Source organism: Serratia sp. PL7, assembly GCF_945957435.1.
The window spans coordinates 134453-161205 of the sequence record NZ_CAMFLB010000005.1 but is presented as its reverse complement, the minus strand read 5'-3'; the positions used below and the strand labels follow the sequence as shown (position 1 = coordinate 161205).

Sequence of the window (26753 nt, the reverse complement as noted above, 5' to 3'; positions counted from 1 at the left end):
CAAGGTGAGCCCTGCGCGGTTTTACTTGCCGCTGCGAGCCGGGGCGTGATGCACCAGAGTGTAAGCATAGTCAACGCCCATCCCGTAGGCACCGCTGTGTTCACGTACCAGATCCATCACCGCATCGTAGGTTTCTTTGCGTGCCCAATCGCGTTGGTACTCGAGCAGCACCTGTTGCCAGGTCACCGGAATGGCTCCAGCCTGCACCATGCGATCGATAGCGCGCTCATGGGCATCCACCGAGGTGCCGCCAGAGGTGTCTGTGACCACGTAAACCTCATACCCGGCTTCCAGTGCCATCAATGCCGGAAAGGTCAGGCAGACCTCGGTCCACAGGGCGGAGATCACCAGTTTTTTACGGCCGGTGGCCTCCACGGCTTTAACGAATGCCGCATCTTCCCAGGAATTCATCGAGGTACGTTCAATCGGGGTGAGTTCTGGATGCACTGCCAGCAGTTCCGGCCAGATATAGCCGCTGAAACTTTCACTTTCGACCGAGGTAAAAATAGTGGGAACATTAAAAATTTTTCCGGCTTTGGCCAGCGCTACCACGTTGTTTTTCAGCTGTTGGCGATCGATATTGGCCACGCCAAAAGCCATTTGCGGTTGATGATCGATAAAGATGAGTGCGGAATTTTTTGGATCAAGCAGTTGAAACTTCGACATAATGTACCTTCCAATTGTATTACCGTGAATAAGACGTATGCGCTGTATCAATGGAATGAATGGTAGGTAGGTGCCGTTTTCAAAGATAGCGTAGAATTTTTACCTTCTTGTTAAGTTTTTTTATCAATGGGAGAAAGGGGTGAGACTAAACCTGGAAGCGCTATTGATCCTGGACGCACTGGATCGTCATGGATCATTTGCCGCAGCGGCCGCCGCGCTGTTTAAAACGCCTTCTGCCCTGAGCTACATGGTGCAGAAACTGGAGAGCGATCTGGCGATCACGCTGCTCGATCGCTCCGGCCACCGGGCAAAATTTACCGCTACCGGCAAGCTGATGCTGGAAAAGGGACGGATATTGCTGCGTGCAGCGCAAGATCTGGAGCAGCAGGCGCGCTATGTAGAAAGTGGCTGGGAGAGCGATCTCACTTTGGCAGTGGATGCATCGTTCCCTTTTGCCCGGCTGTTACCGCTGATTGATGAGTTTTACCGTAATCACCACCACACCCGGCTGCGTTTCAGCCATGAAGTGCTGGCTGGCTCCTGGGAGGCGCTGATACACGGCTGTGCCGATATTATTATCGGTGCGATTTGTGAGCCCCCTTCGCGCGCTGGCTATGCTTTTAGCCCGCTAGGGCAGTTGGAGTATGTGTTTGCCGTCGCCCCGCACCATCCGTTGGCAGATCAGCCGGAACCGTTGCAGAAAAGCACCATCCGCCAGCATCGCGCAGTGGTGGTTCATGACTCATCGCGGGTGAGTTCACCGCAAAGTCTGCACGTGCTGGATGAGCAGGATCAACTGACGGTATTCAGTTTTGAGGCCAAATTGCAGGCGCAGCTGGCCGGGTTGGGCTGCGGCTATCTGCCTCATTATCTGGCAGAACCTTATCTGAAAACCGGCCAGTTGGTAGCGAAAAGCGTGGAAGCAGAGCGTGATAGCGACACTGCCTACTTCGGTTGGCGAGAAAGTGCTACCGGCTTGGCCAGCCTCTGGTGGCGTGAGCGCTTGCAAGCTTATGCCGTGATGGGGGAATGACTCTGTAAGGTTAGCAGGGCAGGCTAACACGTGGTCTGTTCTTGCCTTCCAGGGGCGGCATCCATGAACGAAACGTCATGATGCTGGTTTTTAACTTTGCTTTACCACTTTTGTTATTTTGAGCGCCGATCCGCTTCGCTGATACTGAGAAAAATAGCCTCAGCGAGCCGGAAAATGCCCTCAGCCAAACCCCATAGCCACTATCTGCACGACGAACAACGTGCCTGGATCCAACAGCTTAACCGGCAATGGGTCTGGCGGCTGGAGCTGCCGACCTGGGGCATTATGCTGCTGGTTTACGGCAGTTGGTTCGGTGTGGTGCATTACTGGCAGCAGCTTGGCCCCTGGCTGGGCGCACCGCTGCTGACGCTGGCGACTACCTGGTATCTCTCGTTGCAGCATGAGCTGATCCACGGCCATCCTACCCGCTGGCCACGGCTCAACCAACTGTTCGGCCTGCTTCCCCTGGCGGTGTGGTATCCCTACGGGCTGTACCGCGACAGCCATATTCAGCATCACCGTGACGATCATCTGACCCAACCTGCCGAAGATCCGGAAAGTTACTATTTCAGCCGGGCGCAGTGGCAACGGTTTCCTGTTTTGCTGCCTCTGTTGGCCAAGGTGCGCAACACCCTGATTGGGCGAGTCACGCTTGGCCCTGCATGGGATATTGCCGCCACGCTGGCGAATGCCCTGAAAGCCATATTGGCAGGGGAATTGCGTACCTTGGTGATGTGGCTGGTACACGGCATTCTGTTGATGGCTCTGCTCGCCTGGCTGCAAACACAGGGCATTTCTGCCGCCTTTTATCTGCTGGCGGTGAGCTACCCGGCGCTGGGGTTGACCAAAATCCGCTCGTTTTATGAGCATCGTGCGGTGGACGCTCCGCAGGCACGTTCTATTATTAATGAGGCCTCTTGGCCGTGGCGGCTGCTGTTTCTCAATTTGAACTATCATTTAGTGCATCATGATTTACCCGGTTTGCCTTGGTATGGCCTGCGAAAAGTCTATCTGGCAGAGCAACAAGCCTACCGGCAACGCAGCCAGGGATTTGTGGTGCAGGGCTATGGCAACTGGTTTGTCGACCATGCCGTAACGCCAATTGCTGTTGAAGTACACCCGTTTGAACAGGAGAGTGTCGGGAAACAGCATGTGATACGCTGGACCCATACCGCGCAGGATTTTCCAATCGATCTGGCGAAATAGCCGGAAGGCATCATCAAAGAGGATAAAGCATGGCTATTACCCCATTACGCGCACGTTTTTTGGCATTGGCTTTGACCGTTCTGGCGGGAGCCAGCGGTGTTGCACAGGCGGCCGATACGGTACGCGTGGGTTCTAAAATTGATACCGAAGGTTCGTTGCTTGGCAACATCATTGTGCAGGTGCTGGAAGCCAACGGCATCAAAACCACCAACAAACTGCAGCTAGGCACCACCAAGGTACTGCGTGGTGCGATCACCTCCGGCGAGATTGATATCTACCCGGAATACACCGGTAACGGTGCCTTCTTCTTCTCCGATGAAAAAGATCCGGCGTGGAAAAACGCTCAGGCCGGGTTCGAGAAGGTGAAAAAGCTCGACTATGACCAGAACAAAATCGTCTGGCTGGATGCCGCCCCGGCAAACAACACCTGGACGATCGCCGTTCGCCAGGACGTGGCGCAGGCCAACCATCTGAAAACCCTGGCAGACCTGGCCAAGTGGATCAACGACGGCGGTAAGTTCAAACTGGCGGCATCGGCGGAGTTTATCGAACGCCCGGACGCGCTACCGGCCTTCCAGAATGCTTATGGCTTCAAGCTTAATCAGGATCAGTTGCTGTCACTGGCTGGCGGGGATACGGCGGTGACCATCAAGGCAGCGGCGGAACAAACCTCTGGGGTGAATGCGGCGATGGCGTATGGAACCGATGGCCCGGTAGCTGCGCTGGGGCTGCAAACGTTGGAAGACCCACAGGGCGTACAGCCGATCTATGCCCCGGCTCCGATTATTCGTGAAGCAACGCTGCAGCAGCACGCCAATATCGCCGAACTGCTCAAGCCGGTATTCGCTACGCTCGACGGCCCAACCTTGCAGCAGCTGAATGCGCAGATTGCCGTAGAAGGCCAGGATGCCAAACAGGTTGCGATCAATTATCTGAAACAGAAAGGGTTGATTAAGTAACCTTGATTCGACGACTGAATCTGATATTGCCCCTCACCCCAACCCTCTCCCACAGGGAGAGGGAGCTGGTACGGAGCAGCCATTAAGGGCAGGATTCAATCTTTAGAACGTTTAATCCCCTCCCCGCAGGAGATGGAACGGATGCGGCATTGAGGTTAGGTGCAGGAGCCCACTTGTGGCACGTTCAGTCCCCTCTTCCACAGAGAGAGGGAGCTGATACGGAGCAGCCATTAAGGGCAGGATTCAATCTTTAGAACCTTTAATCCCCTCCCCGCAGGAGATGGAACGGATGCGGCATTGGGGGTTAGGTGCAGGAGCCCATTTGTGGCACGTTCGGTCCCCTCTCCCTGTGGGAGAGGGTTAGGGTGAGGGGACGTCAGCTTACGCGTAGCTATGCATTCTGCGCTTAACTGGCTGATTAGACCCTGGGAGTGATTTTGATTATTGTCTTGAAAAACCGCGTATTACTGACCTTGTTTATTTTGCTGCTGCTTGCGGCCTTTGGCCTGCCGTTCCTCAGTTATGCTCCTAATCGCCTGCTGTCTGGCAAGAGTATCTCTCTGATTTCACTGTTGCATGGCCCGGCGCTGTGGTTGCTGCTGCCATTACTGGCGTTAGCCGTGCTCAGCCTGTTGACCCCCACGCGCAATCGGGCGCGGCTGACCGCTTGCGTTGCCGCTGTTCTATTGGCGATGACCTTTTGGTTGAGCGGCTATACCGCTCAGCAACTGGCATTGCAGGGCTCGCCGTTGGCACGCACTTCCTGGAGCAGCGGCTGTGCGCTAATGGCAGCATTGAGCGGCCTGATCGCCGCAGATGCCATGACGCGGATCACTCCCTCGCACCTGTGGCGCATTCTGGGTAACGTCTTGGTGCTGCTACCTGCCGTGCTGCTGTTGTTTACCCATCAGCTGGACCAGCTTTCCCTGCTGAAGGAGTACCACAACCGGCAAGAGGTATTTGACGCTGCGTTACTACAGCACTTGACCCTCTTGCTGGCTACCATGATACCGGCTCTGCTGATTGGCGTGCCGTTGGGCGTGCTGTGTTTTCGTTCAACCCGCTGGCAGGCCCCGATCTTCTCTACGCTGAATATCATCCAGACCATCCCTTCCATTGCGCTGTTTGGTCTGTTGATTGCCCCGTTGGCCGGGCTGGCGGCGGCGCTACCTTGGCTGGCGAACTTGGGCATCAGCGGTATCGGCATGGCCCCGGCGATTGTGGCATTGGTGCTCTATGCTCTGTTGCCATTGGTGCGCAGCGTGGTCGCCGGTTTGCAAAGCGTGCCTGCCAGCGTGATTGAGTCCGCCAGCGGCATGGGAATGACGCGCGGGCAGATATTCCTTGGTGTACAGCTGCCACTGGCATTGCCACTGTTCCTGACCGGCGTGCGGATCCTGGCGGTGCAAACCGTGGGAATGGCGGTGGTGGCCGCGCTGATCGGTGCTGGGGGTTTTGGCGCAATCGTGTTTCAAGGATTACTCAGCAGTGCGCTGGATCTGGTGTTGCTCGGAGTGATCCCGGTGATCGCCATGGCAGTGATCGTCGATTCGCTGTTTAAATTCATAATTTCAATGTTGGAAGTGACTGCCAGATGATTAACTTTGACCGGGTAAGCAAGATTTTTCAGGGGAAACCGGCAGTGGACGATCTCTCGTTGAGCATGGCGGAAGGGGAGTTTACCGTGCTGATCGGCACTTCCGGTTCTGGTAAGTCCACCACGTTGAAGATGATCAACCGCCTGATCGAGCATGATAAAGGCAAGATCAGGTTTGCCGGTGAGGAGATCCATAAGTTCAAGCCGCAGGATTTGCGCCGCCGAATGGGCTACGCCATCCAGTCGATCGGCCTGTTTCCCCATTGGACGGTAGAAGAGAATATCGCCACGGTGCCGCAGTTGCTGAAGTGGCCACGGGCACGGATCCGCGATCGGGTGACTGAGTTGATGGAGCTGCTGCAACTGGAGCCGGAACAGTTCCGCCGCCGCTATCCGCATCAGCTTTCCGGTGGACAGCAACAGCGGGTTGGGGTGGCACGGGCGCTGGCCGCCGATCCTGAGGTGTTGCTGATGGACGAACCCTTTGGTGCGCTCGATCCGGTGACCCGGGCCTCGTTGCAGGCTGAGATTGCCCGCATTCATCAACTTTCTGGCCGCACCATCGTTCTGGTGACACACGATATCGATGAGGCGCTGGGGCTGGCCGATCGGATCGTGCTGCTCGATCAGGGGCGAGTGGTGCAGCAAGGTACTCCGTTGGAGCTGTTGACCAACCCGGTGAATGATTTTGTGCGTGACTTCTTTGGCCGCAGCGATCGGGGGATCAAACTGTTGGCGTTGGGCACGGTAGCCGAAAGGGTGCGGCCAGGCGAGGCGGAAGGGGAACCCATTCAGGCCATGATGAGTCTGCGTGAGGCGCTGTCGGTGTTTGTTGCCCGAGGCAGCGAACGTTTGCCGGTGGTTGACGAACAGGGGCAAGCGCTTGGCGTTTTGCATTTCAGCGATTTGATTACACACAAGGCGCTATCATGAATATCACGCGCTGGTGGCGCGATCCGCTGCCGTGGACATTTACTCTGCTAGTGGCGTTGGTCTTCGGCATGAACCATCTGCACGGCCTGTTTGCTGCTTGGTTCCCACAGTTGGATAGGCCGGTGTATCAGCAGGACAGCTTCTTCTCGCTGGTTGTTGCGCATTTATCGCTAGTAGCCGTATCGAGCCTGATTGCGGTAATGATAGGCGTAACCGCTGGCATTGCGGTGACGCGCGGTGCCGGGCGGGAGTTTCGCTCATTGGTGGAGACCGTGGTTGCCGTTGGGCAGACTTTTCCACCGGTCGCGGTATTGGCGGTGGCGGTACCGGTAATGGGCTTTAGTGAGCAGCCAGCGATTATTGCGCTGGTGCTGTATGGGTTATTACCGATCCTGCAAGGCACCTTGACCGGGATAGAGTCGGTTCCGGCGGGGACACGTGAAGTAGCTCAAGGGGTTGGGATGAACCGCTGGCAAGTTTTGTGGCGCGTTGAGTTGCCGCTGGCGGCCCCGGTGATCGTCGCGGGGATCCGTACTTCGGTGATTATCAATATCGGCACGGCGGCGATAGCCTCGACGGTGGGCACCAAAACGCTGGGAACGCCGATCATTATTGGCCTGAGTGGCTTCAATACTGCGTATGTGATCCAGGGAGCGGTGGTAGTGGCGTTGTTGGCGATCATTACCGACATGCTGTTCGAACGCTGGGTATGCTACCTCACCGCCTGGCGTCAGCAACGGCTGACTGTCTCATCTTCTGCGGGGTAACTTCCATGGCGATAGTCTCTTTAGCGATGTACGGCGTTAGCCACCAACAGGTGGAACCGTTCTGGCAGGCGCTACGCGATAAGCTGCGGCAACTGGGTATGGCGGAGGTTCCCCAGACGCTGAGTTGGCCGCAGGATTTGCCGCAACACTGGCAGCGGCCGGATCTGCTACTTAGCCAGACCTGCGGTTATCCATTGGTGACGGTGCTACCACAGGTACAGTTGGTGGGCACTTACCATTACCGCGTGGAAGGTTGCAGCGGAGCGAACTACAGCAGTTGGTTGGTAGTGCGTGAGGATGAATCGGCTGAGCGTCTGGAAGATTTTCGCGATCGCGTGGTGGCGTATAACAGCCGGGATTCACAGTCGGGGTATAACAGCCTGCGAGCCTTGATTGCCCCGTTGGCGCGAGAAGGACGTTTTTTCCGCCAGGCGATCGCCTCTGGCAGCCACTATCAATCACTGGAGATGATCCTGGAGGGGCAGGCGGATATTGCGGCCATTGACTGTATCAGTTTTGCCCTATTGAAACGGGCACGGCCACAAGCCGTTGCTGGGCTGAAGATTATTGGCCGTACCGCAGCGGTACCGGGCTTGCCGTTGATCACGGCGGCCGGAACCCCAGACTCACAATTGGCAATCCTGCGCACTGCGGCCAGTGCCATGGTCAACCATACGGCCAGTGAAAGCCTGCTGATCGGCGATTTTAGTCTGGTGCCGCGTGCCGCTTATCAGCGGGTGGCCGAGCTTGAAAGGCTGGCGGCTAACGCTGGCGTTACGGCGTTATAAAGCAGGTTATTTCGCTTGGATAGTGGCCGTTGGGGCGCTATCGGCTGCGGCATCGTTGGTGGTTGTGGTCTCTTCTTGTGGCGTGGTGGAACGGGTGTACATATTCAGCCCGGCCAGAAAGACGCCGCTCAGAGAGCCGAAGGCGCATAAGGCGATGACGATGAGGAACGCTTTTTTCCGCATAATGATGATTTCGCAGGTTGTCCAGAACAGCGGGAATTATAGCCCCTTCACCGGGTGAAACAACACTCGTTTAATTGGGGGTATGTGGGCTGCACCGATCCTCTCGTCTTCTTGGGCGGGATCGGGTTCGCAACTGATGTTCAAAGGTTTTGCGAGGCGGATTCAGAACCCATTTGTTGATAATGTGCGCCGATGACAGCCTATGGTAGGTTTTTTTATGTTAAGTCCAAGGATGATCGACATGAAAAAAGCCACCTCCACCCCGCATGATGCGGTATTTAAGCAGTTCCTCACCCATCCAGACACGGCCCGTGATTTCCTGGAATTACATGTGCCGCCTGCCTTACTGCAGTATTGCGATCTGAACACGCTAAAGCTGGAACCCGGTAGTTTTATCGAGAGCGACCTGCGTGCCCATTACTCTGACGTACTTTACTCGTTGCGAACCGAGAGAGGGGATGGTTATGTGTACGTTTTGATCGAACATCAAAGCTCGCCCGACAAACATATGGCATTTCGTTTAATACGCTATGCCATTGCGGCAATGCAACGCCACCTTGAGGCAGGACACGACCAGCTTCCTCTGGTTATTCCTGTGCTCTTTTATCACGGCCAGGTGGCGCCTTATCCCTACTCAATGAGTTGGTTAGAGGAATTCAGTGAGCCTGAACTAGCCAGGCAGCTCTATGCGGGGCATTTTCCGTTGGTTGACGTTACCGTCATTCCGGACGATGAAATCATGCAGCACCGCCGCATGGCCATTCTTGAGTTGTTGCAAAAGCATGTACGCCAGCGTGACCTGGTTGAGCTGTTAGAACAACTGGTCACATTGTTGTTGGCCGGATACACTACCAAAGAGCAACTCATATCATTGGTGAACTATATGCTGTTGGTGGGGAAGGCAACCGAACCGGAGACGTTGCTCCGTGAGTTGGCCAGACGCGCGCCGCGGCATGAGGAGGAATTGATGACTATTGCAGAATATCTTGAGCAAAAAGGTTTCGAGAAAGGGATAAAGCAAGGCATGGAAAAAGGGCGGGAAACCGTGTTGGAAATAGCGAGTTCTATGCTGGCTGAAGGCTTTGAACGTGCCATGGTGATGAAGTTGACCGGTCTTTCGGAAAACGATTTGGCACAAATTCACCACTCACATTGACGGCCGGGCTGGTGACATAGTGACACCAGTTTTTTATTCCCCAGCAGACAGGCTAAGGGAAGAATGCCTGCTTCCCTTTCCTTGTGTGGTACAAATGCCTTACTTCACGGCCGGTTGCACCTTGGCCGGGCGGGCAAACAGATATTTACCTAGCGTCACCAGCACCACCGCCGAGACGATAATCACCAACGCCAGCCACTCGCGCGGGCCCAGGGATTCACCAGCAAAACCGACACCGAGCAGCACTGCCACCACCGGATTGACGTAGGCATAGCTGGTCGCTACCGCCGGGCGTACGTTTTTCAGCAGGAACATATAGGCGCTGATCGCCAGCATTGAACCAAAAACAATCAGATAACCGAGCGCCATAAAGCCGCTGAAGGTGGGCATTTTATCCAAATGCTCACCGCTCAGTTGGCTGGCGATGGTCAGCACCACGCCGGCCACCAGCATTTCTGCGGCACCGGCCATCGGCCCGGCAGGGAGCGAAATACGTGAGCCGAGTACCGAACCAAAGGCCCAACTGGCGGAGGCCAACAGGATCAATAGCGCGCCGGTCGGGTTACCTACCAGGTTATTGCCGGTATTAAGCAACACAATGCCCACCAGGCCAAGGGCGATGCCTGTCCATTCCAGTTTGGTATTGCGGATCCCCCAAAACATGCTGAAGCATAGGGTGAACAGCGGAACCGTAGCGACCATCACCGCGGCAATGCCGGAAGGCACATCCTGATGCTCGGCTACCGTGACCAGACCGTTACCCACGGCCAGCAACAGAATGCCAATGGTGCCAGCGGCGACCCACTGTTTCAAGGTGGGCAGGGCATGGCCCCGCAGCAACAGGAAAACGAACAGGATGATACCGGCAATCAGAAAACGAATGCCCGCCATCATCAAGGGAGGCCAGCTTGCCACCCCCACTCGGATGGCGAAGTAGGTCGATCCCCAGACAATATATAACGTAAACAGCGCCCCGATTAACGGCAGGAGATGACGATTTTGTTGGCTCAGCATGGGTTATTATTCGGTAGGGTGAAAAATCGTTAGGACACTCAGTAAACCTTAAGGCATGGCCGATAAGCAATGCTTTTTTGCCCGTTGAGTGGTGTCGTGGTACTGGGGGAGGCCGCCAGTACCTGGCCTAAATCAAGAGATTATGATTGGGAGATCTCGTAGGCGCAGCGGCGGGCACCGGTAAGAATATGTTCGCTGCGCTCAACCTTGGCTTGCAGCACCTCGGTAAATACGTTCAGCTCGGCGCGGCAAAATCCTTGGCAAACCGTCGCTGCGCTGCAAATGGGACAGTGATTTTCCACCAGCAGAAACTTGCCGTCTTTCCCTTCGCTCCACTCGGCCATATACCCTTCACGGCAACGGATGGCCGCCAGACGAGCGACGCGTTCACGCAGATCGGTTGCACCGATCATCGCCTTTTGGTAATTAATTCGGGTCTCCTGCTCTCGGCTGTCGATCAGCAGGTCCATCGCCTGCTCCCCCAGTTTGTCACGTACCGTGCGCAACAGTTGGGCAGTTAATTCGGCATGGGCGTCGGGGAAATGGGCGTTACCTGCGGCGGTCAACTGCCAGAGCTGTACCGGGCGGCCAACGCCGCGTGTTTCAGCTTTGGCTTCTACCAGACCTTCTTTTGCCAGCTTGACGAATTGCTGACGAGCCGCTTCACCGGTGGTGCCGAGTACTTTTCCTGCTTCTGAGGCTTGCTGCGGACCGTGGGTTTTCAACAGCTTCAGCAAGCGGTCACTGACCGAATGTGCGGTGCATTCGCCATTTTCCAAGTTAATTCTTGACATATTACAGCGCCTCGCCCTTAATTATTCCAAGATATTGCTTGTTAAATTTAGCCTAATAGCAAGATCAACTCAATGCCATTCCTCTGAAAACAGGACGATAACCGTGATAACCGATGATAACAGCCGTTGGAGCGATCTCTTTTCCGGCAAAAATGCCGCCAGTGCCATCGCACTGTCGCTCGGCGTTGCTTTGCATGCGATCAATATTCTGGTAGCGACCACCATTTTGCCTTCGGTGGTGCAGGACATCGGTGGGTTGGATCTCTATGCCTGGAACACCACCCTGTTTGTGGTGGCCTCGATATTAGGCTCGGCGTTGTCGGCTCGTTTGCTGAGTGGCTACGGGGCACGTAGCGCCTATCTGGTGGCGTCGCTGTTCTTCATCGTGGGCGCGATGCTGTGTGCGCTGGCCCCTTCCATGCCGGTGATGCTGATTGGTCGTACGGTACAGGGGTTTGGTGGTGGCCTGATCTTTGCACTGTCGTACGCGATGATTAACCTGGTGTTTGAACAGAAACTTTGGCCACGCGCCATGGCGTTGATCTCAGCAATGTGGGGGATTGCTACGTTGGTGGGGCCTGCCGTCGGCGGGATTTTTGCCGAGTTGAACGCCTGGCGCTGGGCGTTCGGTATTCTGTTGCCGATCATGGTGCTGTACGCCGCCTTTACGTTCCGTATCCTGCCCAAAGGTAAACCACAGCAGCGGCCAACACCGTTACCGCTGATACAGTTGCTGCTGCTGGCTGGAGCAGTATTGGTGGTGTCGGCTGGCAGCCTGGCAGATAGCGGTTGGCTAAACGTGGGCGGCATCGTGCTGGCGTTGCTGTTGTTGATTGGGTTAATCCGGCGCGAGGGACATTCACGCGCCCGCCTGCTGCCACATCAGGCACTGCGTCGTGGTTCGGCGCTGGCTTCGCTGTACGCTACGGTAACCCTGTTGGTGATCGGCATGACCAGCGAGATCTTTGTGCCTTACTTCCTGCAAACTCTGCATGGTCAGTCACCGCTGATTTCCGGCTATATTGCGGCCACTATGGCGGCCGGTTGGACCCTGTCGGAAATCCTCAGCTCCGGTTGGCGTGGGGTAGGGATCCGTTTGGCGATCATCAGCGGGCCGATTTTGGTGCTGCTTGGTTTGCTGGGGTTGGCGGTGCTGATGCCTATTCCCTCAAATGGCCACTGGCAGGCACTGGCGCCGATCGTGCTGGCTTTGACGCTGGTCGGTTTCGGGATCGGTTTTGGTTGGCCGCACTTGCTGACGCGCATTTTGCAGGTGGCTCCTCAGGCCGATAAAGATATCGCCGGGGCTTCCATTACCACGGTGCAACTGTTCGCTACGGCGTTTGGCGCAGCGTTGGCGGGGATGGTCACCAACCTGGCCGGATTTACCACGCCGGGTGGCATCGAGGGCGCGGCCTCCGCTGCCCATTGGCTGTTCCTGCTGTTCGCCTTGGCCCCGCTATTGGCGATCTACAGTGCCTGGCGCAGTGCGGCCATTAGCCAGCCAGCCGAGGAGTCTGGCCATTCTCCGAGCACATCGACTTCCTGATAACGAAGCGGTGAGCGAACTAAATAAATCAGCCGCCATCCATGGATGGCGGTTTTTTCAAGATGGCGCAAAGAAACTTATGTATAACGATGATCACGGCAATTGAAAAAAATACCGAGACGATAAGCTTGGATATTCCCGCGGGTGCAGAGTAGAGAGAGTTAGCGCCGATCCCGGCACCGGCCGTAAAAAATGAAGACAAAACCAAGCCGATGATGACGGAAAGCGTCCAATAGGGTTTTTTCATGTTTTCCTTGGCAACGGCTTCTGGCTTAAGTGGTACAGTATGCATCGCCGTTATTGGGTTTAATCTCCATCCATACGGTTGCCGATGGATGGAGGGTTTTAGGATTTGGTTTTTTTAAAGATGGCACAAATAACTTTATGGAGTACCATGATAAAGTAAATTGAAAAAACCATTGAGACGACAAATTTGGATATTCTCTCTGGGGCCGAGTAGAAATGATTAGCTTCAATTCCGGCGCCGGACAAAAAAATTGAGGATAAAATCAGCCCGATGACGACAGAGACGATCCAATAGAGTTTATTCATGCTTTTTTCTTACCAGCTACAACCGCCGCTGCCATTTTTACCACTGCAACTGCCTGAGCTTTTATTTCCGCCAGGGCCCGTGCCGACATTCCCACCTCCTCGTCCACTATCTTTGAAACAGCCGCCGGTCGCAGCGCCATAAGCCAGGCCAGCAGCCATACCCGCAGGCCCGCCAATAACGCCTTTCCCCGTGTTGGCCAACATGCCATTGATACAGTCGGCATTGCCATACTTGTCATAGAAACCGCCAGAGTTATTCCCGGAACTATTATTCCCTTTGCCTTTGTTGTTTCTGCCGCCGTTATCTGTGCGATCGCCCCCATTATTACCACGGCCACCAGACACATAACCTAATAACGATAAGTCAATAAGTTCCATAGGAAACTCCTTTTATGAGGTTTTTTTAAGTGTGTTGCTTTAAATGCAATTCATTATTAACTCATTCGTAATCGTATATCAATGGTTTTTTTTAAAATAAGCGTGGTATTTTTTATTTGTAATGATTGTCGTAAATTTAAAATGTAATATGTTTTTAATTCCCGTGGGTAATCTCAGAGGCTATTAGGCTACCGATAAGGTTGTTAATGTTAATCGTAAATTTAACTGAATGGCCTAAAATAAATATTTTAATTTTATCATTTAGCCGTTTAATACTCATTCAAGTGTGCAACAGGTGGGGAGCGGGCAGGTTAGAGGACCGTTGAGCGCATGGTGCGCAATACGAGTCTTTATGAACGGTTCCACGGCGTGTCGGTGTTCTACATGCTTCCTACCTGTCACACTATTACGTAAAGCTATTTAGCTGAGGGGATATGGGCAATTTTGTACAAACGCCCGATCACACCGAGTGCTAGAATGAGTTTCGATCCGCGTGGAAGGTAGGTATGGCAGAGAGCGTGAGCAGGAAAGGGCGTCAGGAACAGGCTAATTTCATGCACGTCGACGATCTCGGCGGGCTGGAAGTGTTGCAGGCCACCTATCGCCGCCAGACCTTCTCCCGCCACAGTCACGAGGGGTTCTGCGTTGGCGTGATTGACGAGGGTGCCCAGCGTTTTTACCGCACTGGCGGCGAGCATGTCGCGCCGTTGGGCAGTGTGATCCTGGTCAACGCCGATGATATCCATACCGGCAGCTCTGCCAGCGAAGACGGTTGGTCCTATCAGGCCATGTACCCCAAACCGGAGCTGTTGGCGTTCTTATCGCGCGACCTGAAAACCGTCGCCGGGGCCACGCCCTACTTCCCAAATCCAGTGGTACAGGATGCCGGGCTAGCCGGGCAATTGCGGTTAGCCTTCGGCATGATGCGCAGTAACGAAAATCGCCTGGTGAAAGAGACATTGGTGTTTTCGGCGCTGACCTGGTTAATGCTGCGCCACGGCAAAAGCCGCATAGAGCCTGCCACGCAAAGTAAGGCACAAAGCCAGATAGCGCGGATCAAAGCCTTCCTGGATGATTTCCCCGAGGCCAATATCTCCCTGCTGGAATTGGCAGAGAAAGCCGGGTTAAGTCCTTATTATTTGCTGCGTCAGTTTCAACAGACGACCGGTTTGCCGCCCCATGCCTATCAGATCCAGGCGCGTTTACGTAAAGGGCGCCAGCTGTTAAAGGCGGGCAATGGCGTGTTGGAGACAGCACTGGCCTGCGGTTTTCACGATCAGAGCCATTTCCACCGTCATTTCCGCAAGTCCATCGGCGTGACGCCCGGTGACTACGTCAAATCGTTGAGATAAATACGCAAGCGGATACAATACTCGCCCTCTTTCCTGCGCTATTCTACTCCTTCGTTCGAAGGAGAAAATAATGACTTACCAATCAACACTCACGGAGCCGCCAACGTTGCGCCTTCGCCCGGCCCTGCAAGGTGCGGTGGCGATCCTGCCGCTGTGCCTGGCGGTATTGCCCTGGGGGATCCTGGCAGGGTCAATGGCGATCCAGAGTGGCCTGACGGCGGCAGAGGGGCTGGGGATGTCGGCGATTGTTTTTGCCGGGGCCTCCCAACTGGTGGCGATGGGGATGATCAAGACCGGTGCGGGTATGCTGGCGATCCTGATCTCCACCTTTTTTGTCACCGCCCAGCACTTCCTCTACGGCCTGCGCCTGCGGGAATGTATTGCTCCGCTACCGCTGAGGTGGCGTGTCGCGCTGGCGTTTTTGCTGACCGATGAGCTGTTTGCCCTGACGGGGGATCATGGTCCGGCGCGCTTTAACCGTTGGTATGCACTGGGAGCAGGGCTGGCGTTTTATTTGAGCTGGTTCTTTGCCACCTTGCTCGGCGTAGTGGCGGCCAGCAGCATTGATCTGGATAGCTACGGGCTTGATTTCTCGATCGCCGCGACTTTTATCGCCATCATTGTGCCGTTGGTACGCAACCTGCCGGTGCTGGCATGCGTGTTGACATCATTGGTGCTGTCGATTGGTTTGCACCATTATCAGGTGCCGGGCGCTTTGATTATTACCACCGTGGTGGCGATGCTGGTTGGACTGCTGTGCAGCAGGGGGAAAGAATGATCTGGCTGACCATTGTGTTGATGGGCGTGATCGTCTTCTTCAACCGCTACTGTTTCCTGGCACCGGGCCTGCCGGTGCGCTTATCGCAACGGATGAGGACCTTGTTGAGCTTCTCGGTACCTGCAGTACTGACCGCCATCTGCGGACCAATCATCGCCTTTAACGGGGATGAGTGGCGCGCACTGCCCGAAAACCCTTATCTATGGGGAGCCGTGTTCGCTATTGTTCTGGCCGTTTTCCTGCGCAATACGCTGGCGGTCGTGGTGTTGAGTATGCTGATGTTTATTCTGCTACGCACACTGCTGTAACCCGCGACCCACAATATTCCCCCTGAATTATTCAGGGGGAGAGCGTCACATCGCCATTGTCATTTCAAACTGACGCAATGGATCTTCACGCCAACCAAGGTGCTGGAAGAAGGGCGCGACATCGTCTGGAACAAACACGTTGGCCGACAGCGCCAGTGGGGCAAACTGTGCTTGCAGCGCTTGCAACAGACGGCGCGCCTGGCCTTGGCCGCGAAGCGCTGGCGGCACATAAATCATGCGCAGATGACACTGCTGTGCGCCCGGTATCACCAAAGCAAAAGCCTGCTGGTCCAGAGTGAAGGCGCACGGGGTGCCGGGCAGCTTGTACAGCGATTCTGGAGCGATCAACCACGGCAAGCCATATTGGCCGTCGGCGGTCATCCGCTGGGCAAGTGCCAACGGGTCGATCTGTTGCAAGGCTGCCGAGGGTTCCGGGGTTGCCAACGGGGCGTGAAATCCCAATAGCGTGCGGGTGATGGCTAAGCCCGCCTGTTGATACAGCGCCAGGGCTGCTTGATTACCGGCGATCACCTCCAGCGAAAGCTGGCGATCGCCTCGCGTATGGGCATCCGCAATAATGCGCTGCATTAACGTCCTGCCTAGCCCTCTGCCACGCATTTCCGGGCGGATAGATAAGGCCGCTACACGGCTATGTTGGCCCCGGCGTGCGATCAGGGCCAGCGCCACCGGGTGCTGCTGGTGAGTGACGATAATGCTGTGATTCAGGCTGAGGTCTTCGGCGGCAAAGCGGCTGCTAAAGGTTTCACCGTCGATCACAAAGGGAACAATATAGTTCTCAAAGCAGTGGCTGAGTATTTGCGCCAACTGCATGCTGCTGTAGGGCAAGGCGGTGTGAAACTCGAACTGGCTATCGATAAGCATGACGGTTCCAAAGGCAGCGATGGGGCCTTTATATTTAGCTGCGATCGGTCAATCAGGCAAGTATTAAGCTGTTTTTACCGGGTTTTTTGAGTTGTTCGAGCGCAAGGATCGTGATGAAAAAACCGGGCGAATTCGCCCGGTGAAGTCACTTCAGAAATAGCCGTAGCTATAAATTGCAGTAGTGGTTATGTGTCACAGCGTAAATCAGAATTGGTAGGTCAGGGCTACGGCAACCACGTTGTCGGTTTTCAGACCCAGTTTGTTGTTGTCGTCGAGCTGGTTGATTTTATAATCCACATAGGTGGACATGTTTTTGTTGAAGTAATAGTAGGTGCCCACGTCAATATATTTCACCAGGTCGGTGTCACCAATATTTTCAATGTCTTTAGCCTTAGACTGGACATAAGCCAGTGACGGGCGTAGGCCAAAGTCGAACTGATATTGCGCAACCACTTCCACGTTCTGAGTTTTATTGGCAAACCCGCTTACGGAGGTAGAGGCATTATTAATGGTCGCGGTGCCGGAAATTGGTGTCAGGTTATGGGTTTCGGCATAGGTGGCTGCCAGATACACGCTGTTGGCGTCGTATTTCAGGCCGGTTGCCCACACGTCGGCTTTATCGCCCTTGCCATAGCTGCTCTGTTTTTGGCCGGTAGTCCGGTTAGAAGAGGCATAGGCGGCCGTAACGCTGACGCCATCGATGATTTCGTAGCTGGAAGACAGACCGAAGCCGTCGCCGTTAGCTTTGCTGCCAGCACGGCCATCGTTTTCGTTCTTGCCCTGGTACTGCAACGCAAACTTCAGGCCGTCGACCAGGCCAAAGAAGTCGTTGTTACGGTAGGTAGCCACGCCGTTGGCACGCCCGGTCATAAAGTTGTCGGTTTTGATATAGGTATCATCGCCGAATTCCGGCAGCATATCCGTCCAGGCGCCAACGTCGTAGATAACGCCGTAGTTACGGCCATAGTCGAATGAACCAAAGTTTTTCACTTTCAGGCCAGCAAAACCCAGACGCGTTTTGGTGTCTTTAGTGCCATCCGCTTCGCTGTGGTTGGCGGCGATCTGATATTCCCACTGGCCGTAGCCGGTCAGCATATCGTTAATCTGGGTAGCCCCTTTAAAGCCGATACGCACGTAGGTTTTATCGCCATCATTGCTAGTATCGTCAGAGAAATAGTGCAGTGCTTTTACCCGACCATAGAAATCAAGCTTGTTGCCGTCTTTATTGTAGATCTCTGCTGCCTGTGCGGTCTGGGCAATGAAAAGTGCCGCAATAACGGCAAGAAGATTAGGTTTCATGGTGTTCCCTTATTAAATATACCCTATAGATTTCAAGCTGCGGCTAGGCGCCAAACTATCTTCATCTCCAGGAGCTTACTTATAGTAAGTAACCGGGGTGAGATAGTGCCGGTAACAACGCGGCAGTTTGAAAGATGACGGGTATACGATTCGATTGAAAGACGCTTATCATCAGTTGTATCACTGTTTTACTTTGCTGCCAGAGTTAGCGCAGCGCAGATTTTTTACCGCAGTTGTGTGATGTATTTATGACAGAACATTCAAATCTGTATCGAATGACGAAAATTAACGCAAGATAGGCGTTTTTCTGTTTTCTGTCTCCTCGCTACCATAGCCGGGTATGCGGCATGTCGCATGGTCTTCATCTGTAGTACAGGCCACTGGCATGGGTTCTCTAACGGCACGCACCTCTCCCTGATATACCCCGTCGGACTCCCGGCCCCGATGAAACAGGTGTTCATTTTGTGGCTATCTGTACCTATTTGCTGCAACAGGTTCCAATTGTCAGACGCACTTGTTATAACGAATGTACTGGAAGTCAGTTCGATATAATTATAAAACACCCTATCACTAAAGGAACGACTATGTCTGGACTACGGCAACGTACTCTAGAGAATATGCAAAAGTTCTCTAGAGCCATGATTGGCGCTGTATTATTTTTGCCAGTAATAGGTTTAATTCTGGCATTAAGCTCAGTGCTTACCAATCCCAATATTTTTTCTGATACCAGCTTTCTTCATCACCTTGGTGTGTTACTGGGGGATACCTTCTGGCCACTATTTGGTAATTTAGGGTTACTATTCTGTGTCGGTATAAGCTATGGCTTGGCAAAAGATAAAAAAACCGAAGTCGCATTGGTTTCCGTCATGTGTTTTATCATGTTTCTCGGTGCTAACCACTCTTGGCTGGAGTTCACCCACGGCGTAGCAGAAAAAATCAATGGTGAGTATTACGGCACCGGGCAAACGCAGCTGCTGGGCTTTGTTGTGGTCGATATGGGGGTATTCCTCGGTATTATTTTGGGTTGTACCATTGCATGGGTTCATAACAAGGTTACGCAAATCGAATTACCCGGTGCATTATCGATGTACGGTGGTGCAAAACTGACGTTGATCGTTATGACTCCGGTCGTTATCGTCTATGCCATCGCTTTTACCTGGATCTGGCCATTTATGACGCATGGCATTACTACCCTGACCGGTTTTATGAAAAATGCCGGGGTTGCCGGGGTATTTGTTTACGGATTCTTTGAAAAATTCCTGATCCCTACCGGTCTGCACCATTTCGTCTGGTCGCCATTCCAGCTCACGCAAATTGGCGGCACGATAACCGTCGATGGGCAAACGGTATCCGGTACCCAAGCCATCTTTTTAGCTTACATGCGTCACCCTGATCTAACCCCGATGATGAACGAGGGGTTGCGCTTCTCGCAGCAAGGTATGACAACGATCTTCGGTTTGTCCGGTGCGGCGCTGGCCTTTTATCATACCGCCAAGCCGGAGAAAAAATTAATGGCGAAAGCCATCCTGTTGCCAGCGATTATCACCTCTATTCTCACCGGGATCACTGAACCCATTGAGTTCACCTTTCTGTTTATCTCCCCATTATTATGGGTGGTCCATGCAACGTTGACGGCCGCCTCACAGGCACTGTGCGATATGTTTAGCGTACGCCCCTGGGGGGCTTCTGGTTTAATCGAATTCGTTATTTATAACCTGCCTTTACCGGCATCGTTAACCCGTTGGCCAATATATATCTTGATTGGCATTGGTCAGTTCTTTGTTTATTACGTAGTTTTCCGTACCATCGTGGTGAAATTGAATCTTAAAACCCCAGGGCGTGAAGATGATGATGACGTAAAGCTATACAGCAAAAAAGACTATCAGGAAAAAATACAGAAAAACAAACCGTCGTCTGAACAGCAAACTGGCGATATTATTAACGGGTTGGGTGGCAAGGATAATATTGTTTCAGTAGATAACTGTTTTACCCGGCTTCGGGTGGTTATTCATGACATCACTCTGGTTGATGATAATGTCTTGAAATCCACCGGAGCCAATGCGGTGGTACGAAATCGAAATGAAATACAGGTTATTTATGGTGTCAAGGTTGGGCAGGTACGATCAAAAGTAGATACCTGGCTGGCTGATAATTAATTGGGAGTTTATATGAAATTGACAGTTTTGGGTGGTGGTGGCGTTCGTTCGGCATTTCTTGCTAAATCATTGGCGTATAATGCGCATCGTATCGGACTAAAAGAGGTGGTTTTTTTAGATAATTCAGAAGAAAACTTGGCGTTATTTGGCCAGATCGCCAGCTATATTTTTAAAACCATCCGTCCGGATATCGATTTTAGCCTATCGACCGAACCAAAAACCGCTTTGCAGGGGGCTAACTATGTGATCACCACGCTACGCGTTGGCGGTGATGGGAGCCGTATTCGTGATGAGCGTATTGCGCTAGACCATAATACGCTGGGCCAGGAAACCACCGGTGCAGGCGGGTTTGCCATGGCGATGCGTTCCATACCCGCCATTCTTGACTATTGTCGGTTAATTGAAGAGCACGCTGCCAGCGACGCGATCCTCTTCAACTTTACCAATCCGTCAGGGCTGGTGACCGAAGCGATAATCAAATCTGGGTTTAAACGCCGCGTGTATGGTATTTGCGATGCACCCTCGGAGTTGATCCGCGAGCTACCGGCAATTCTGGGGTGCGCAGAGAGCGATTTGCAGGTGGAATGTTATGGGTTAAACCATTTTTCATGGTTCACTCACTTTACCGTGCAGGGCAAAGACGTCACCGATATCCTGATCAACAAGCCGGAACTGTACAGCAAAACGGCAATGCAGTATTTCTCACCGGAGTTGGTGCGCCTGTGCGATAAGCAATTGCTGAACGAATATCTCTATTATTACTACTATAAAGAAGAGGCTCTGCAAGCTATTCAGGCGTCGGGCGAGACACGTGGTGAGCAAATTGCCCATATCAACTGGGAAATGCGCGAGGAACTCCAGTCTATTGATGTTAAAGCCAGGCCGGTTCAGGCGTTTGATATCTGGATGAAGCACTATTTGCGCCGTGAAAACAGCTATATGCAAAATGAGTCACAGCAGGAAAAATTCAACACCAGGGAACCATTAACCCTCCAGCAGTTTATTGAACAACCAGACAGTGGTGGCTATGCCGGTGTGGCGCTGGATATTCTTGAGGCAGTTAATAGCGATGCCACCAAGCGGATCGTCGTATCGCTGACCAATAATGGCACGCTTGATTTTTTACGTGACGACGACGTGATTGAAATCAGCTGTGACTTGAGCAAAGAGGGGCTGAAGCCGGTGACACCAATCCATGTTCCCACCGCGCAAAAGAATATGATTTCCTGTGTGAAAGAGTATGAGCGCCTTGCCGTTGAGGCCATTCTGAAGCAGGACAGATCCCTTGCCGTACGGGCATTAATGGCGCATCCATTGGTCGGTTCATGGTCACTGGCCGATAAGCTGGTCACCGCTTATCTCAGCGGACCGCAGTTTACTTCTTGGCAATAACTCTGGTTATGGCGGGTGAAAACTGCCCGCCTTGACTATTCAGATCGCCGAGACATCACAACCGGCCCGTAGTGTAGAGGGTACCCATTCAGCAGTGTCGTCATCAATCTTATTACGGGATTTGTTTTTGGTGGAACCAGAGTTTAAGCAGGTGCTCAAAGCCAAGAATACAGTAACCGAAAAAAGGATTAGACCAGTAAATATCATCGTCATATTTTTGTGGATCATGAATGATGAAAGCAGTATTGGCTGCTTGGGCCAATGGACTTTGGTAATCTCCGGTGAAGCAGATAAGTTCGGTATCCTTGTCTTTCAGCGCATTTAACCAACTCAGTGCAGAGGAGCTACGGCCAGATTTGGAGATGATCCAGATCGAATCAAACTTGGCAGCATTTTTTTGTTCAAGAATTTCATAGTCTGGCCACAAAGCCAGGCTGGCATTGATGCCAATCACCAGGAATTTATTATAAATATATTGCGCAATCAGCTGTGAAAAACCACTGCCATGGATCAGTATTCGCTCATTTTGCAAGCGGTGTAATAAAGGCTCAAGTCGTTCTGGTGGTTGAATATTCATAAAGTCGATGTCATTGGTAACATCCAGCTTAGGCAGGGTAATATTAAATTTAATAAAGTAAACCAACTCTAGCCAACCGCTGAATTTCAATTTTTTCGCCAGCCGTACCAGTGATGACGGATTGCTGTAACATTGTTCAGCCACGTTGCGGATGCCCTGACTAAGACATAACTCTGGATTGGTTTGAATGTATTGGAGTACGGTAACTTCTGTTTTGCTTAACTGCACGTCACGAAAAAGATTAGCCAGATCCATTATTCACTCCTCATGCGATGATAGGACAATAGCACAAGTGCAATGAGACGTATGAATAGTCGATCACGATAATAACTTTAGGCATGAAAATAGAGGAAGAGCAGGGGAGTATCATTCTGGCTCCGGTCTTTTTCTATGAAAAATAGAGACACACATTAATCGTGTTTATTTTGGTGTTATGGGGCAACGGTAATGCACAAGCCAAAATGGGTTAACCAGCCTGAAGGATGCGATGCCGATCGCTATGATGACACCGTAGCAAGCAAGAGCGGGCTTGCATTGCGGTGTGTTTCGCAATGTTGGCAAGCCAACCGTAACTCGGGCTGACGCCGCGGGCGGTCTGTGGGACAATAGCGCCATCATTTCGTTTAGATAAGAGTTGAATGGCGCTTTCCCCCGCAGTTAAAGATCAGATCGGCCAGTGGTACAAAGCCCTGCAGCAGCAAATACCGGATTTTATTTCGCGTGCCCCTCAGCGGCAGATGATTGCCGAAGTGGCGAAGACCCTGGCCGGAGATTACCCTCGCCATCTGGCGATCGAAGCGCCCACCGGCGTGGGTAAAACGCTCTCGTACCTGATACCGGGTATTGCCGTTGGCCGTGCCGAAAGCAAACCGCTGGTGGTCAGTACCGCCAACGTGGCGCTGCAGGATCAGATCTACAGCAAAGATTTACCGCTGTTGAAAAAGATCATTCCCGATCTGAAATTCACCGGTGCGTTTGGCCGTGGGCGCTATGTTTGTCCGCGCAATCTGGCGGCGATGAGCACCGACGTGGTCGAGCAGGGCGATCTGATGCTGTACCTGGACGAAGACGAGCTAGCGCCGTCCAGCGGTGAAGAGCAGGCGCTGTGCCAAAAGCTGGCGAAAGCCCTGGCGCGCCATGAATGGGATGGCCTGCGCGATCACTACCAGCTATCGATTGATGACCCCTTATGGGGCAAGCTGAGTACCGACAAGGCCAACTGCCTGGGGCGCAACTGCCACTATATTCGTGAATGCCCGTTCTATATCGCCCGCAAAGAAATTGAAACCGCCGATGTGGTGGTAGCCAACCATGCGTTGGTGATGGCGGCGCTGGAAACCGAGTCGGTATTGCCGAACCCGAAAGAGCTGCTGCTGGTGCTGGACGAAGGCCATCATCTACCTGAAGTGGCACGAGATGCGCTGGAGATTGACGGTGAGATCACCGCGCTGTCAACCAACCTCCAGCTCGATATGATCGTGCGCCAGGTAGAACAGTGCATGACGCAGTACCGGCCAAAGAACCCGCCGGGGTTGGCCAATAGCGAACGGCTAAAAAACCACTGTGAAGAATTGCGTGAGCTGATCCAGATTTTTGAGCACCAGGCTAACGCCTATCTGCCGCCAGACAGCGGCAACGCCGAATATCGCTTCGAAATGGGCGAACTGCCTGCGGAGATGGTCGAGATCTGCGCGCGTCTGTTCAAACTGACCGACGGCCTGCGCGGCCTGGCCGAATTTATTCTTAACGATCTCACAGAGCAGACCGGCAAGCACGATATTGTACGGCTTCATCGTTCCATCATCCAGATGAGCCGCACGCTGGGCTATCTGGAGGCGATGAGCAAGCTGTGGCGGCTGGCGGCGATGGACAAATCCTCCAATGCGCCGATCTCCAAATGGATTGCGCGTGAGCTACGCGATAACGTTACCCATCTTTACCTGCATTGCGTGGGCATCCGCGTCAGCGATCAGTTGGAAAAACTGCTGTGGCGCAAGGTGCCGCACGTGGTGATCACCTCGGCAACGTTACGTTCATTGAATAGCTTTTCACGGCTGCAAGAGATGAGCGGGCTGAGCGAAAAGGCGGGCGATCGCTTCGAAACGCTGTCTTCGCCGTTTAATCACGTCGAACAGGGTAAAATCGTCATTCCCAAGATGCGTTTTGAACCGGCGATGGCCAACGAGGCCGAGCATCTGGAAGAGATGGCGCGCTTTTTCCGTGGCGAGCAGGCTAGCGGTCAGCATAAAGGGATGCTGATCCTGTTCAGCAGCCACCGTGCGATGCAGACCTTCCTCAGCTATGTCACCGATCTGCGTCTGATGTTGCTGGTGCAAGGCGATCAGCCGCGTTACCGGCTGGTGGAAGAGCACCGTAAGCGGGTAGAGAAGGGCACTGCCAGCGTGTTGGTTGGGTTACAGTCATTTGCCGAAGGCTTGGATCTGAAAGGTGAACTGCTGACCCAGGTGCATATCCACAAGATTGCCTTCCCGCCGATCGACAGCCCGGTGATCCTCACCGAGGGCGAATGGCTTAAATCCCTCAATCGTTACCCGTTTGAGGTGCAGAGTTTGCCAAGCGCGTCGTTTAACCTGATCCAACAGGTAGGTCGTCTGATCCGTAGCAACGAGTGTCACGGTGAAATTGTGATTTATGACCGCCGCCTGTTGACCAAGAGCTACGGTTCACGTTTGTTGGCAGCGCTACCGGTGTTCCCGATCGAACAGCGCGAGGTGCCGGAAGCGGACAAAGCCCATAAGGCGGCGTTAAAATCTGCGGCAGAGGCCACCAAGAAAGAGAAAAAGCGCAAGAATCCGTTTGCTCGCCGCCGTACCCGCTAACAAATGTATTCTGGCAAAAAACAACTTTCTAACTACTATTGAGGCTTGCTCTTTAACCCCGTTGCTCAGGTGAATTATGGTGGAAATATCTACGTTGTTGTTATTCGCTGGTGCCTGTCTGGCACTGACGGTGACTCCTGGCCCGGACATGTTGTTGATAGCTTCCCGAAGCCTAAGCCAGGGGAAAAGTGCTGGCTTCGCTTCGTTGGCCGGGATACAGCTGGGAACCTATTGCCACGCCTTGGCGGCGGCGCTGGGCCTTTCACAGCTGTTTGTCGCGCTGCCGCTGGCCTATGATGCAGTACGTTTGTTAGGGGCGGCCTATTTACTGTATCTGGCATGGAAAACGCTGCGTTCAGGCAGTAGTTTGCAGGCCTCCGCCGGGTTACAGGCCGTTTCAGTAAGGCGAATTTTTCAGCAGGGCTTGTTGACCAATATTCTCAATCCGAAAATGGCGCTGTTTGTGCTGGCGCTATTCCCGCAGTTTATCAATCCGCAGAGTGGTTCCGTGGTGGCTCAGATGCTGATTCTGGCCACTATCTTGAATGCTATTGGTCTGGTGATTAACGGTGCCGTGATCCTGGTGGTAAACCGTTTAAAAAGCCGCTTTACTGGCCGCCAATTCAGCGCTCGTTGGCCGAATTATTTGTTGGCAGGGGTATTTGCCGGGTTGGCTTGCAAGCTTATTTTCGACAGTCGGAAATAAGCTTCAGAGCATTGCCTCAAAGGCGGCACTGGCTGGGCAATCAGGCTGTGCACTGTACATGACCAACCGCAGGTGGTTGTCTTCATCGACAATAAACGAGGCGTGTTCAAACGTCACTTCGCCTGCTCCTGCAACCAGGAAAGTGCGTTGCCCCTGGCAGCGGCCATGAATATCGTGCCGTTGCCACAGCTGGCGAAATTGGGGGGACACATCGCTCAGAGCCTGAATGCGTTGCAACATGGTGGCATCTTGCGGGGCGCGGGCGTAATCACGGCGAAAGCTGGCCAGAATTTGTGGGGCCTGCTCCAGCCATCCCATCAGCCGCTGATTGAGTTCGGGATCGGCAAACAACATCCACAGCATATTGCGCTGTTCTGGCTGACGCTCAGCGATAGTAAACAGGCGGTCTGCCGCCGAGTTCCAAGCGATAATATCCCAACTCAGGTTCATTACATAGGCCGGGCGTAGGGTGAGATCGTCCAGCAAGCGGCGTACCAAGGGAGTAACCTGGCACCATTGATGGCCTGCTACCACCGGTGGCCGCTGATGCGCCAGTAAAAACAGATGATAGCGTTCGGTCACATCCAGCTTCAGAACCCGCGCCAGATCCTCAAGAAACTCTACCGAAGCGTTGATTTCCCGCCCCTGTTCCAGCCAGGTGTACCAAGTCAGGCCTACGCCAGCTAATGCGGCAACTTCTTCACGCCTTAGCCCTGGCGTGCGCCGCCGCGTACCGCTCGGAAGTCCAACGGCCTGGGGGGAGAGTTTTTCACGCTTCATACGCAGAAAGTCTGCCAACTCTTGGCGGGTTCGGTTAAGGGTACGTGGTGGCATCGTGGGTCCTGTTACTCTCAGTAATAGTATAACTGGCTATATAGTAACACTTTA

Annotated in this window: 26 protein-coding genes; 16 read left to right on the top strand and 10 right to left on the bottom strand. The window is 53.4% G+C overall.

All coding sequences use genetic code 11. The annotated features are described in order from the left end of the window. Positions 1 to 21: 21 nt before the first annotated feature. Complete coding sequence (locus N6G83_RS23040) at positions 22 to 666, bottom strand: hydrolase (protein ID WP_074028019.1); 645 nt, start codon at positions 664 to 666, stop codon at positions 22 to 24. A gap of 139 nt (positions 667 to 805) precedes the next feature. Here N6G83_RS23040 and N6G83_RS23035 point away from each other — a divergent pair, with 139 nt between their 5' ends. The 7 genes from N6G83_RS23035 (at position 806) to N6G83_RS23005 (ending at position 7949) form a co-directional block, all read left to right on the top strand. Next, entirely contained in the window at positions 806 to 1699 is an 894-nt protein-coding gene (locus N6G83_RS23035) for a LysR substrate-binding domain-containing protein (protein ID WP_024527471.1), read from the top strand. A 174-nt stretch (positions 1700 to 1873) separates the two neighbouring features. Continuing rightward, positions 1874 to 2905 (top strand): fatty acid desaturase, encoded by a 1032-nt coding sequence (locus N6G83_RS23030; RefSeq protein ID WP_199062027.1) that lies wholly within the window; start codon positions 1874 to 1876, stop codon positions 2903 to 2905. A gap of 29 nt (positions 2906 to 2934) precedes the next feature. After that, positions 2935 to 3864: an ABC transporter substrate-binding protein gene (locus N6G83_RS23025; RefSeq protein WP_074028022.1), complete on the top strand. Its 930-nt coding sequence runs from the start codon at positions 2935 to 2937 to the stop codon at positions 3862 to 3864. Between the two features lie 443 nt (positions 3865 to 4307). Beyond that, a complete protein-coding gene (locus N6G83_RS23020; RefSeq protein ID WP_211134610.1) occupies positions 4308 to 5462 on the top strand; it encodes an ABC transporter permease in 1155 nt (384 codons plus the stop codon). After that, entirely contained in the window at positions 5459 to 6394 is a 936-nt protein-coding gene (locus tag N6G83_RS23015) for an ABC transporter ATP-binding protein (protein WP_074028024.1), read from the top strand. The genes N6G83_RS23020 and N6G83_RS23015 overlap by 4 nt, the downstream gene beginning before the upstream one ends. Beyond that, positions 6391 to 7161 (top strand): ABC transporter permease, encoded by a 771-nt coding sequence (locus N6G83_RS23010; RefSeq protein WP_065686823.1) that lies wholly within the window; start codon positions 6391 to 6393, stop codon positions 7159 to 7161. Before N6G83_RS23015 ends, N6G83_RS23010 begins: the two co-directional genes overlap by 4 nt. Before the next feature lie 5 nt (positions 7162 to 7166). Continuing rightward, positions 7167 to 7949, top strand: a complete 783-nt coding sequence (locus N6G83_RS23005) for a phosphate/phosphite/phosphonate ABC transporter substrate-binding protein (protein ID WP_248006593.1) — start codon at positions 7167 to 7169, stop codon at positions 7947 to 7949. A gap of 6 nt (positions 7950 to 7955) precedes the next feature. Here N6G83_RS23005 and N6G83_RS23000 read toward each other — a convergent pair whose 3' ends face one another. Then, positions 7956 to 8132, bottom strand: coding sequence for a hypothetical protein (locus N6G83_RS23000; RefSeq protein ID WP_173409588.1), 177 nt, complete (start codon positions 8130 to 8132; stop codon positions 7956 to 7958). A gap of 232 nt (positions 8133 to 8364) precedes the next feature. On the opposite strand from N6G83_RS23000, the gene N6G83_RS22995 reads away from it, so the two are divergent. Continuing rightward, on the top strand, positions 8365 to 9288 hold the full coding sequence (locus N6G83_RS22995) for an Rpn family recombination-promoting nuclease/putative transposase (protein ID WP_409529720.1): 924 nt from the start codon (positions 8365 to 8367) through the stop codon (positions 9286 to 9288). A 99-nt stretch (positions 9289 to 9387) separates the two neighbouring features. On the opposite strand, the gene yedA is transcribed toward N6G83_RS22995, so the two are convergent. Both yedA and N6G83_RS22985 read right to left on the bottom strand, forming a co-directional pair. After that, complete coding sequence (gene yedA / locus N6G83_RS22990; RefSeq protein WP_024527478.1) at positions 9388 to 10302, bottom strand: drug/metabolite exporter YedA; 915 nt, start codon at positions 10300 to 10302, stop codon at positions 9388 to 9390. Between the two features lie 140 nt (positions 10303 to 10442). Continuing rightward, entirely contained in the window at positions 10443 to 11096 is a 654-nt protein-coding gene (locus N6G83_RS22985) for a helix-turn-helix transcriptional regulator (protein ID WP_024527479.1), read from the bottom strand. 103 nt (positions 11097 to 11199) lie between these two features. Between N6G83_RS22985 and N6G83_RS22980 the strand changes: the two genes are divergently transcribed. After that, complete coding sequence (locus N6G83_RS22980) at positions 11200 to 12645, top strand: MFS transporter (RefSeq protein ID WP_260524030.1); 1446 nt, start codon at positions 11200 to 11202, stop codon at positions 12643 to 12645. Between the two features lie 28 nt (positions 12646 to 12673). Here N6G83_RS22980 and N6G83_RS22975 read toward each other — a convergent pair whose 3' ends face one another. Both N6G83_RS22975 and N6G83_RS22970 read right to left on the bottom strand, forming a co-directional pair. After that, complete coding sequence (locus tag N6G83_RS22975) at positions 12674 to 12892, bottom strand: hypothetical protein (protein ID WP_211136948.1); 219 nt, start codon at positions 12890 to 12892, stop codon at positions 12674 to 12676. 314 nt (positions 12893 to 13206) lie between these two features. Next, the gene (locus N6G83_RS22970) at positions 13207 to 13575 is read right to left on the bottom strand and encodes a hypothetical protein (RefSeq protein ID WP_024527483.1); all 369 of its coding nucleotides are present in this window, start codon (positions 13573 to 13575) and stop codon (positions 13207 to 13209) included. 506 nt (positions 13576 to 14081) lie between these two features. On the opposite strand from N6G83_RS22970, the gene N6G83_RS22965 reads away from it, so the two are divergent. The 3 genes from N6G83_RS22965 to N6G83_RS22955 all read left to right on the top strand — a co-directional run bounded on the left by N6G83_RS22965 (position 14082) and on the right by N6G83_RS22955 (position 16013). Further along, the gene (locus N6G83_RS22965) at positions 14082 to 14927 is read left to right on the top strand and encodes an AraC family transcriptional regulator (protein ID WP_074028028.1); all 846 of its coding nucleotides are present in this window, start codon (positions 14082 to 14084) and stop codon (positions 14925 to 14927) included. 70 nt (positions 14928 to 14997) lie between these two features. Then, entirely contained in the window at positions 14998 to 15705 is a 708-nt protein-coding gene (locus tag N6G83_RS22960; protein ID WP_074028029.1) for an AzlC family ABC transporter permease, read from the top strand. Beyond that, complete coding sequence (locus N6G83_RS22955) at positions 15702 to 16013, top strand: AzlD domain-containing protein (protein WP_021805142.1); 312 nt, start codon at positions 15702 to 15704, stop codon at positions 16011 to 16013. The genes N6G83_RS22960 and N6G83_RS22955 overlap by 4 nt, the downstream gene beginning before the upstream one ends. Positions 16014 to 16058: 45 nt before the next feature. Here N6G83_RS22955 and N6G83_RS22950 read toward each other — a convergent pair whose 3' ends face one another. Both N6G83_RS22950 and ompC read right to left on the bottom strand, forming a co-directional pair. Continuing rightward, the gene (locus N6G83_RS22950; RefSeq protein WP_024527486.1) at positions 16059 to 16895 is read right to left on the bottom strand and encodes a GNAT family N-acetyltransferase; all 837 of its coding nucleotides are present in this window, start codon (positions 16893 to 16895) and stop codon (positions 16059 to 16061) included. Positions 16896 to 17099: 204 nt separating this feature from the next. Then, entirely contained in the window at positions 17100 to 18194 is a 1095-nt protein-coding gene (gene ompC, locus N6G83_RS22945; RefSeq protein ID WP_074028030.1) for a porin OmpC, read from the bottom strand. A gap of 584 nt (positions 18195 to 18778) precedes the next feature. Here ompC and N6G83_RS22940 point away from each other — a divergent pair. Then, positions 18779 to 20350 (top strand): PTS transporter subunit EIIC, encoded by a 1572-nt coding sequence (locus tag N6G83_RS22940; protein ID WP_211134471.1) that lies wholly within the window; start codon positions 18779 to 18781, stop codon positions 20348 to 20350. Between the two features lie 12 nt (positions 20351 to 20362). Next, on the top strand, positions 20363 to 21742 hold the full coding sequence (locus tag N6G83_RS22935) for a glycoside hydrolase (protein WP_074028032.1): 1380 nt from the start codon (positions 20363 to 20365) through the stop codon (positions 21740 to 21742). A gap of 112 nt (positions 21743 to 21854) precedes the next feature. Here the strand turns inward: N6G83_RS22935 and N6G83_RS22930 are convergent, their stop codons facing one another. Next, positions 21855 to 22574, bottom strand: coding sequence for a MurR/RpiR family transcriptional regulator (locus tag N6G83_RS22930; protein ID WP_260524029.1), 720 nt, complete (start codon positions 22572 to 22574; stop codon positions 21855 to 21857). A 383-nt stretch (positions 22575 to 22957) separates the two neighbouring features. Between N6G83_RS22930 and dinG the strand changes: the two genes are divergently transcribed. Next, complete coding sequence (gene dinG / locus N6G83_RS22925) at positions 22958 to 25159, top strand: ATP-dependent DNA helicase DinG (protein WP_024527491.1); 2202 nt, start codon at positions 22958 to 22960, stop codon at positions 25157 to 25159. Positions 25160 to 25235: 76 nt separating this feature from the next. Further along, positions 25236 to 25865 carry a LysE family translocator gene (locus N6G83_RS22920; protein ID WP_024527492.1) on the top strand — a complete coding sequence of 210 codons (630 nt, stop codon included), beginning with the start codon at positions 25236 to 25238 and terminating at the stop codon, positions 25863 to 25865. Between the two features lie 3 nt (positions 25866 to 25868). On the opposite strand, the gene N6G83_RS22915 is transcribed toward N6G83_RS22920, so the two are convergent. Continuing rightward, positions 25869 to 26699 carry a helix-turn-helix transcriptional regulator gene (locus tag N6G83_RS22915; protein WP_074028035.1) on the bottom strand — a complete coding sequence of 277 codons (831 nt, stop codon included), beginning with the start codon at positions 26697 to 26699 and terminating at the stop codon, positions 25869 to 25871. Positions 26700 to 26753 lie beyond the last annotated feature (54 nt).

Coding starts and splice junctions, on each gene's coding strand:
- N6G83_RS22950 (WP_024527486.1), bottom strand. CDS start 16,895: ATGCTTATCGATAGCCAGTTCGAGTTTCACACCGCCTTGCCCTACAGC.
- N6G83_RS22930 (WP_260524029.1), bottom strand. CDS start 22,574: ATGGATCTGGCTAATCTTTTTCGTGACGTGCAGTTAAGCAAAACAGAA.
- dinG (WP_024527491.1), top strand. CDS start 22,958: ATGGCGCTTTCCCCCGCAGTTAAAGATCAGATCGGCCAGTGGTACAAA.
- yedA (WP_024527478.1), bottom strand. CDS start 10,302: ATGCTGAGCCAACAAAATCGTCATCTCCTGCCGTTAATCGGGGCGCTG.
- N6G83_RS22935 (WP_074028032.1), top strand. CDS start 20,363: ATGAAATTGACAGTTTTGGGTGGTGGTGGCGTTCGTTCGGCATTTCTT.
- N6G83_RS22955 (WP_021805142.1), top strand. CDS start 15,702: ATGATCTGGCTGACCATTGTGTTGATGGGCGTGATCGTCTTCTTCAAC.
- ompC (WP_074028030.1), bottom strand. CDS start 18,194: ATGAAACCTAATCTTCTTGCCGTTATTGCGGCACTTTTCATTGCCCAG.
- N6G83_RS23010 (WP_065686823.1), top strand. CDS start 6,391: ATGAATATCACGCGCTGGTGGCGCGATCCGCTGCCGTGGACATTTACT.
- N6G83_RS22915 (WP_074028035.1), bottom strand. CDS start 26,699: ATGCCACCACGTACCCTTAACCGAACCCGCCAAGAGTTGGCAGACTTT.
- N6G83_RS23040 (WP_074028019.1), bottom strand. CDS start 666: ATGTCGAAGTTTCAACTGCTTGATCCAAAAAATTCCGCACTCATCTTT.
- N6G83_RS22960 (WP_074028029.1), top strand. CDS start 14,998: ATGACTTACCAATCAACACTCACGGAGCCGCCAACGTTGCGCCTTCGC.
- N6G83_RS22975 (WP_211136948.1), bottom strand. CDS start 12,892: ATGAAAAAACCCTATTGGACGCTTTCCGTCATCATCGGCTTGGTTTTG.
- N6G83_RS22965 (WP_074028028.1), top strand. CDS start 14,082: ATGGCAGAGAGCGTGAGCAGGAAAGGGCGTCAGGAACAGGCTAATTTC.
- N6G83_RS22920 (WP_024527492.1), top strand. CDS start 25,236: ATGGTGGAAATATCTACGTTGTTGTTATTCGCTGGTGCCTGTCTGGCA.
- N6G83_RS23015 (WP_074028024.1), top strand. CDS start 5,459: ATGATTAACTTTGACCGGGTAAGCAAGATTTTTCAGGGGAAACCGGCA.
- N6G83_RS22940 (WP_211134471.1), top strand. CDS start 18,779: ATGTCTGGACTACGGCAACGTACTCTAGAGAATATGCAAAAGTTCTCT.
- N6G83_RS23000 (WP_173409588.1), bottom strand. CDS start 8,132: ATGCGGAAAAAAGCGTTCCTCATCGTCATCGCCTTATGCGCCTTCGGC.
- N6G83_RS22985 (WP_024527479.1), bottom strand. CDS start 11,096: ATGTCAAGAATTAACTTGGAAAATGGCGAATGCACCGCACATTCGGTC.
- N6G83_RS23025 (WP_074028022.1), top strand. CDS start 2,935: ATGGCTATTACCCCATTACGCGCACGTTTTTTGGCATTGGCTTTGACC.
- N6G83_RS22995 (WP_409529720.1), top strand. CDS start 8,365: ATGATCGACATGAAAAAAGCCACCTCCACCCCGCATGATGCGGTATTT.
- N6G83_RS23030 (WP_199062027.1), top strand. CDS start 1,874: ATGCCCTCAGCCAAACCCCATAGCCACTATCTGCACGACGAACAACGT.
- N6G83_RS23005 (WP_248006593.1), top strand. CDS start 7,167: ATGGCGATAGTCTCTTTAGCGATGTACGGCGTTAGCCACCAACAGGTG.
- N6G83_RS22970 (WP_024527483.1), bottom strand. CDS start 13,575: ATGGAACTTATTGACTTATCGTTATTAGGTTATGTGTCTGGTGGCCGT.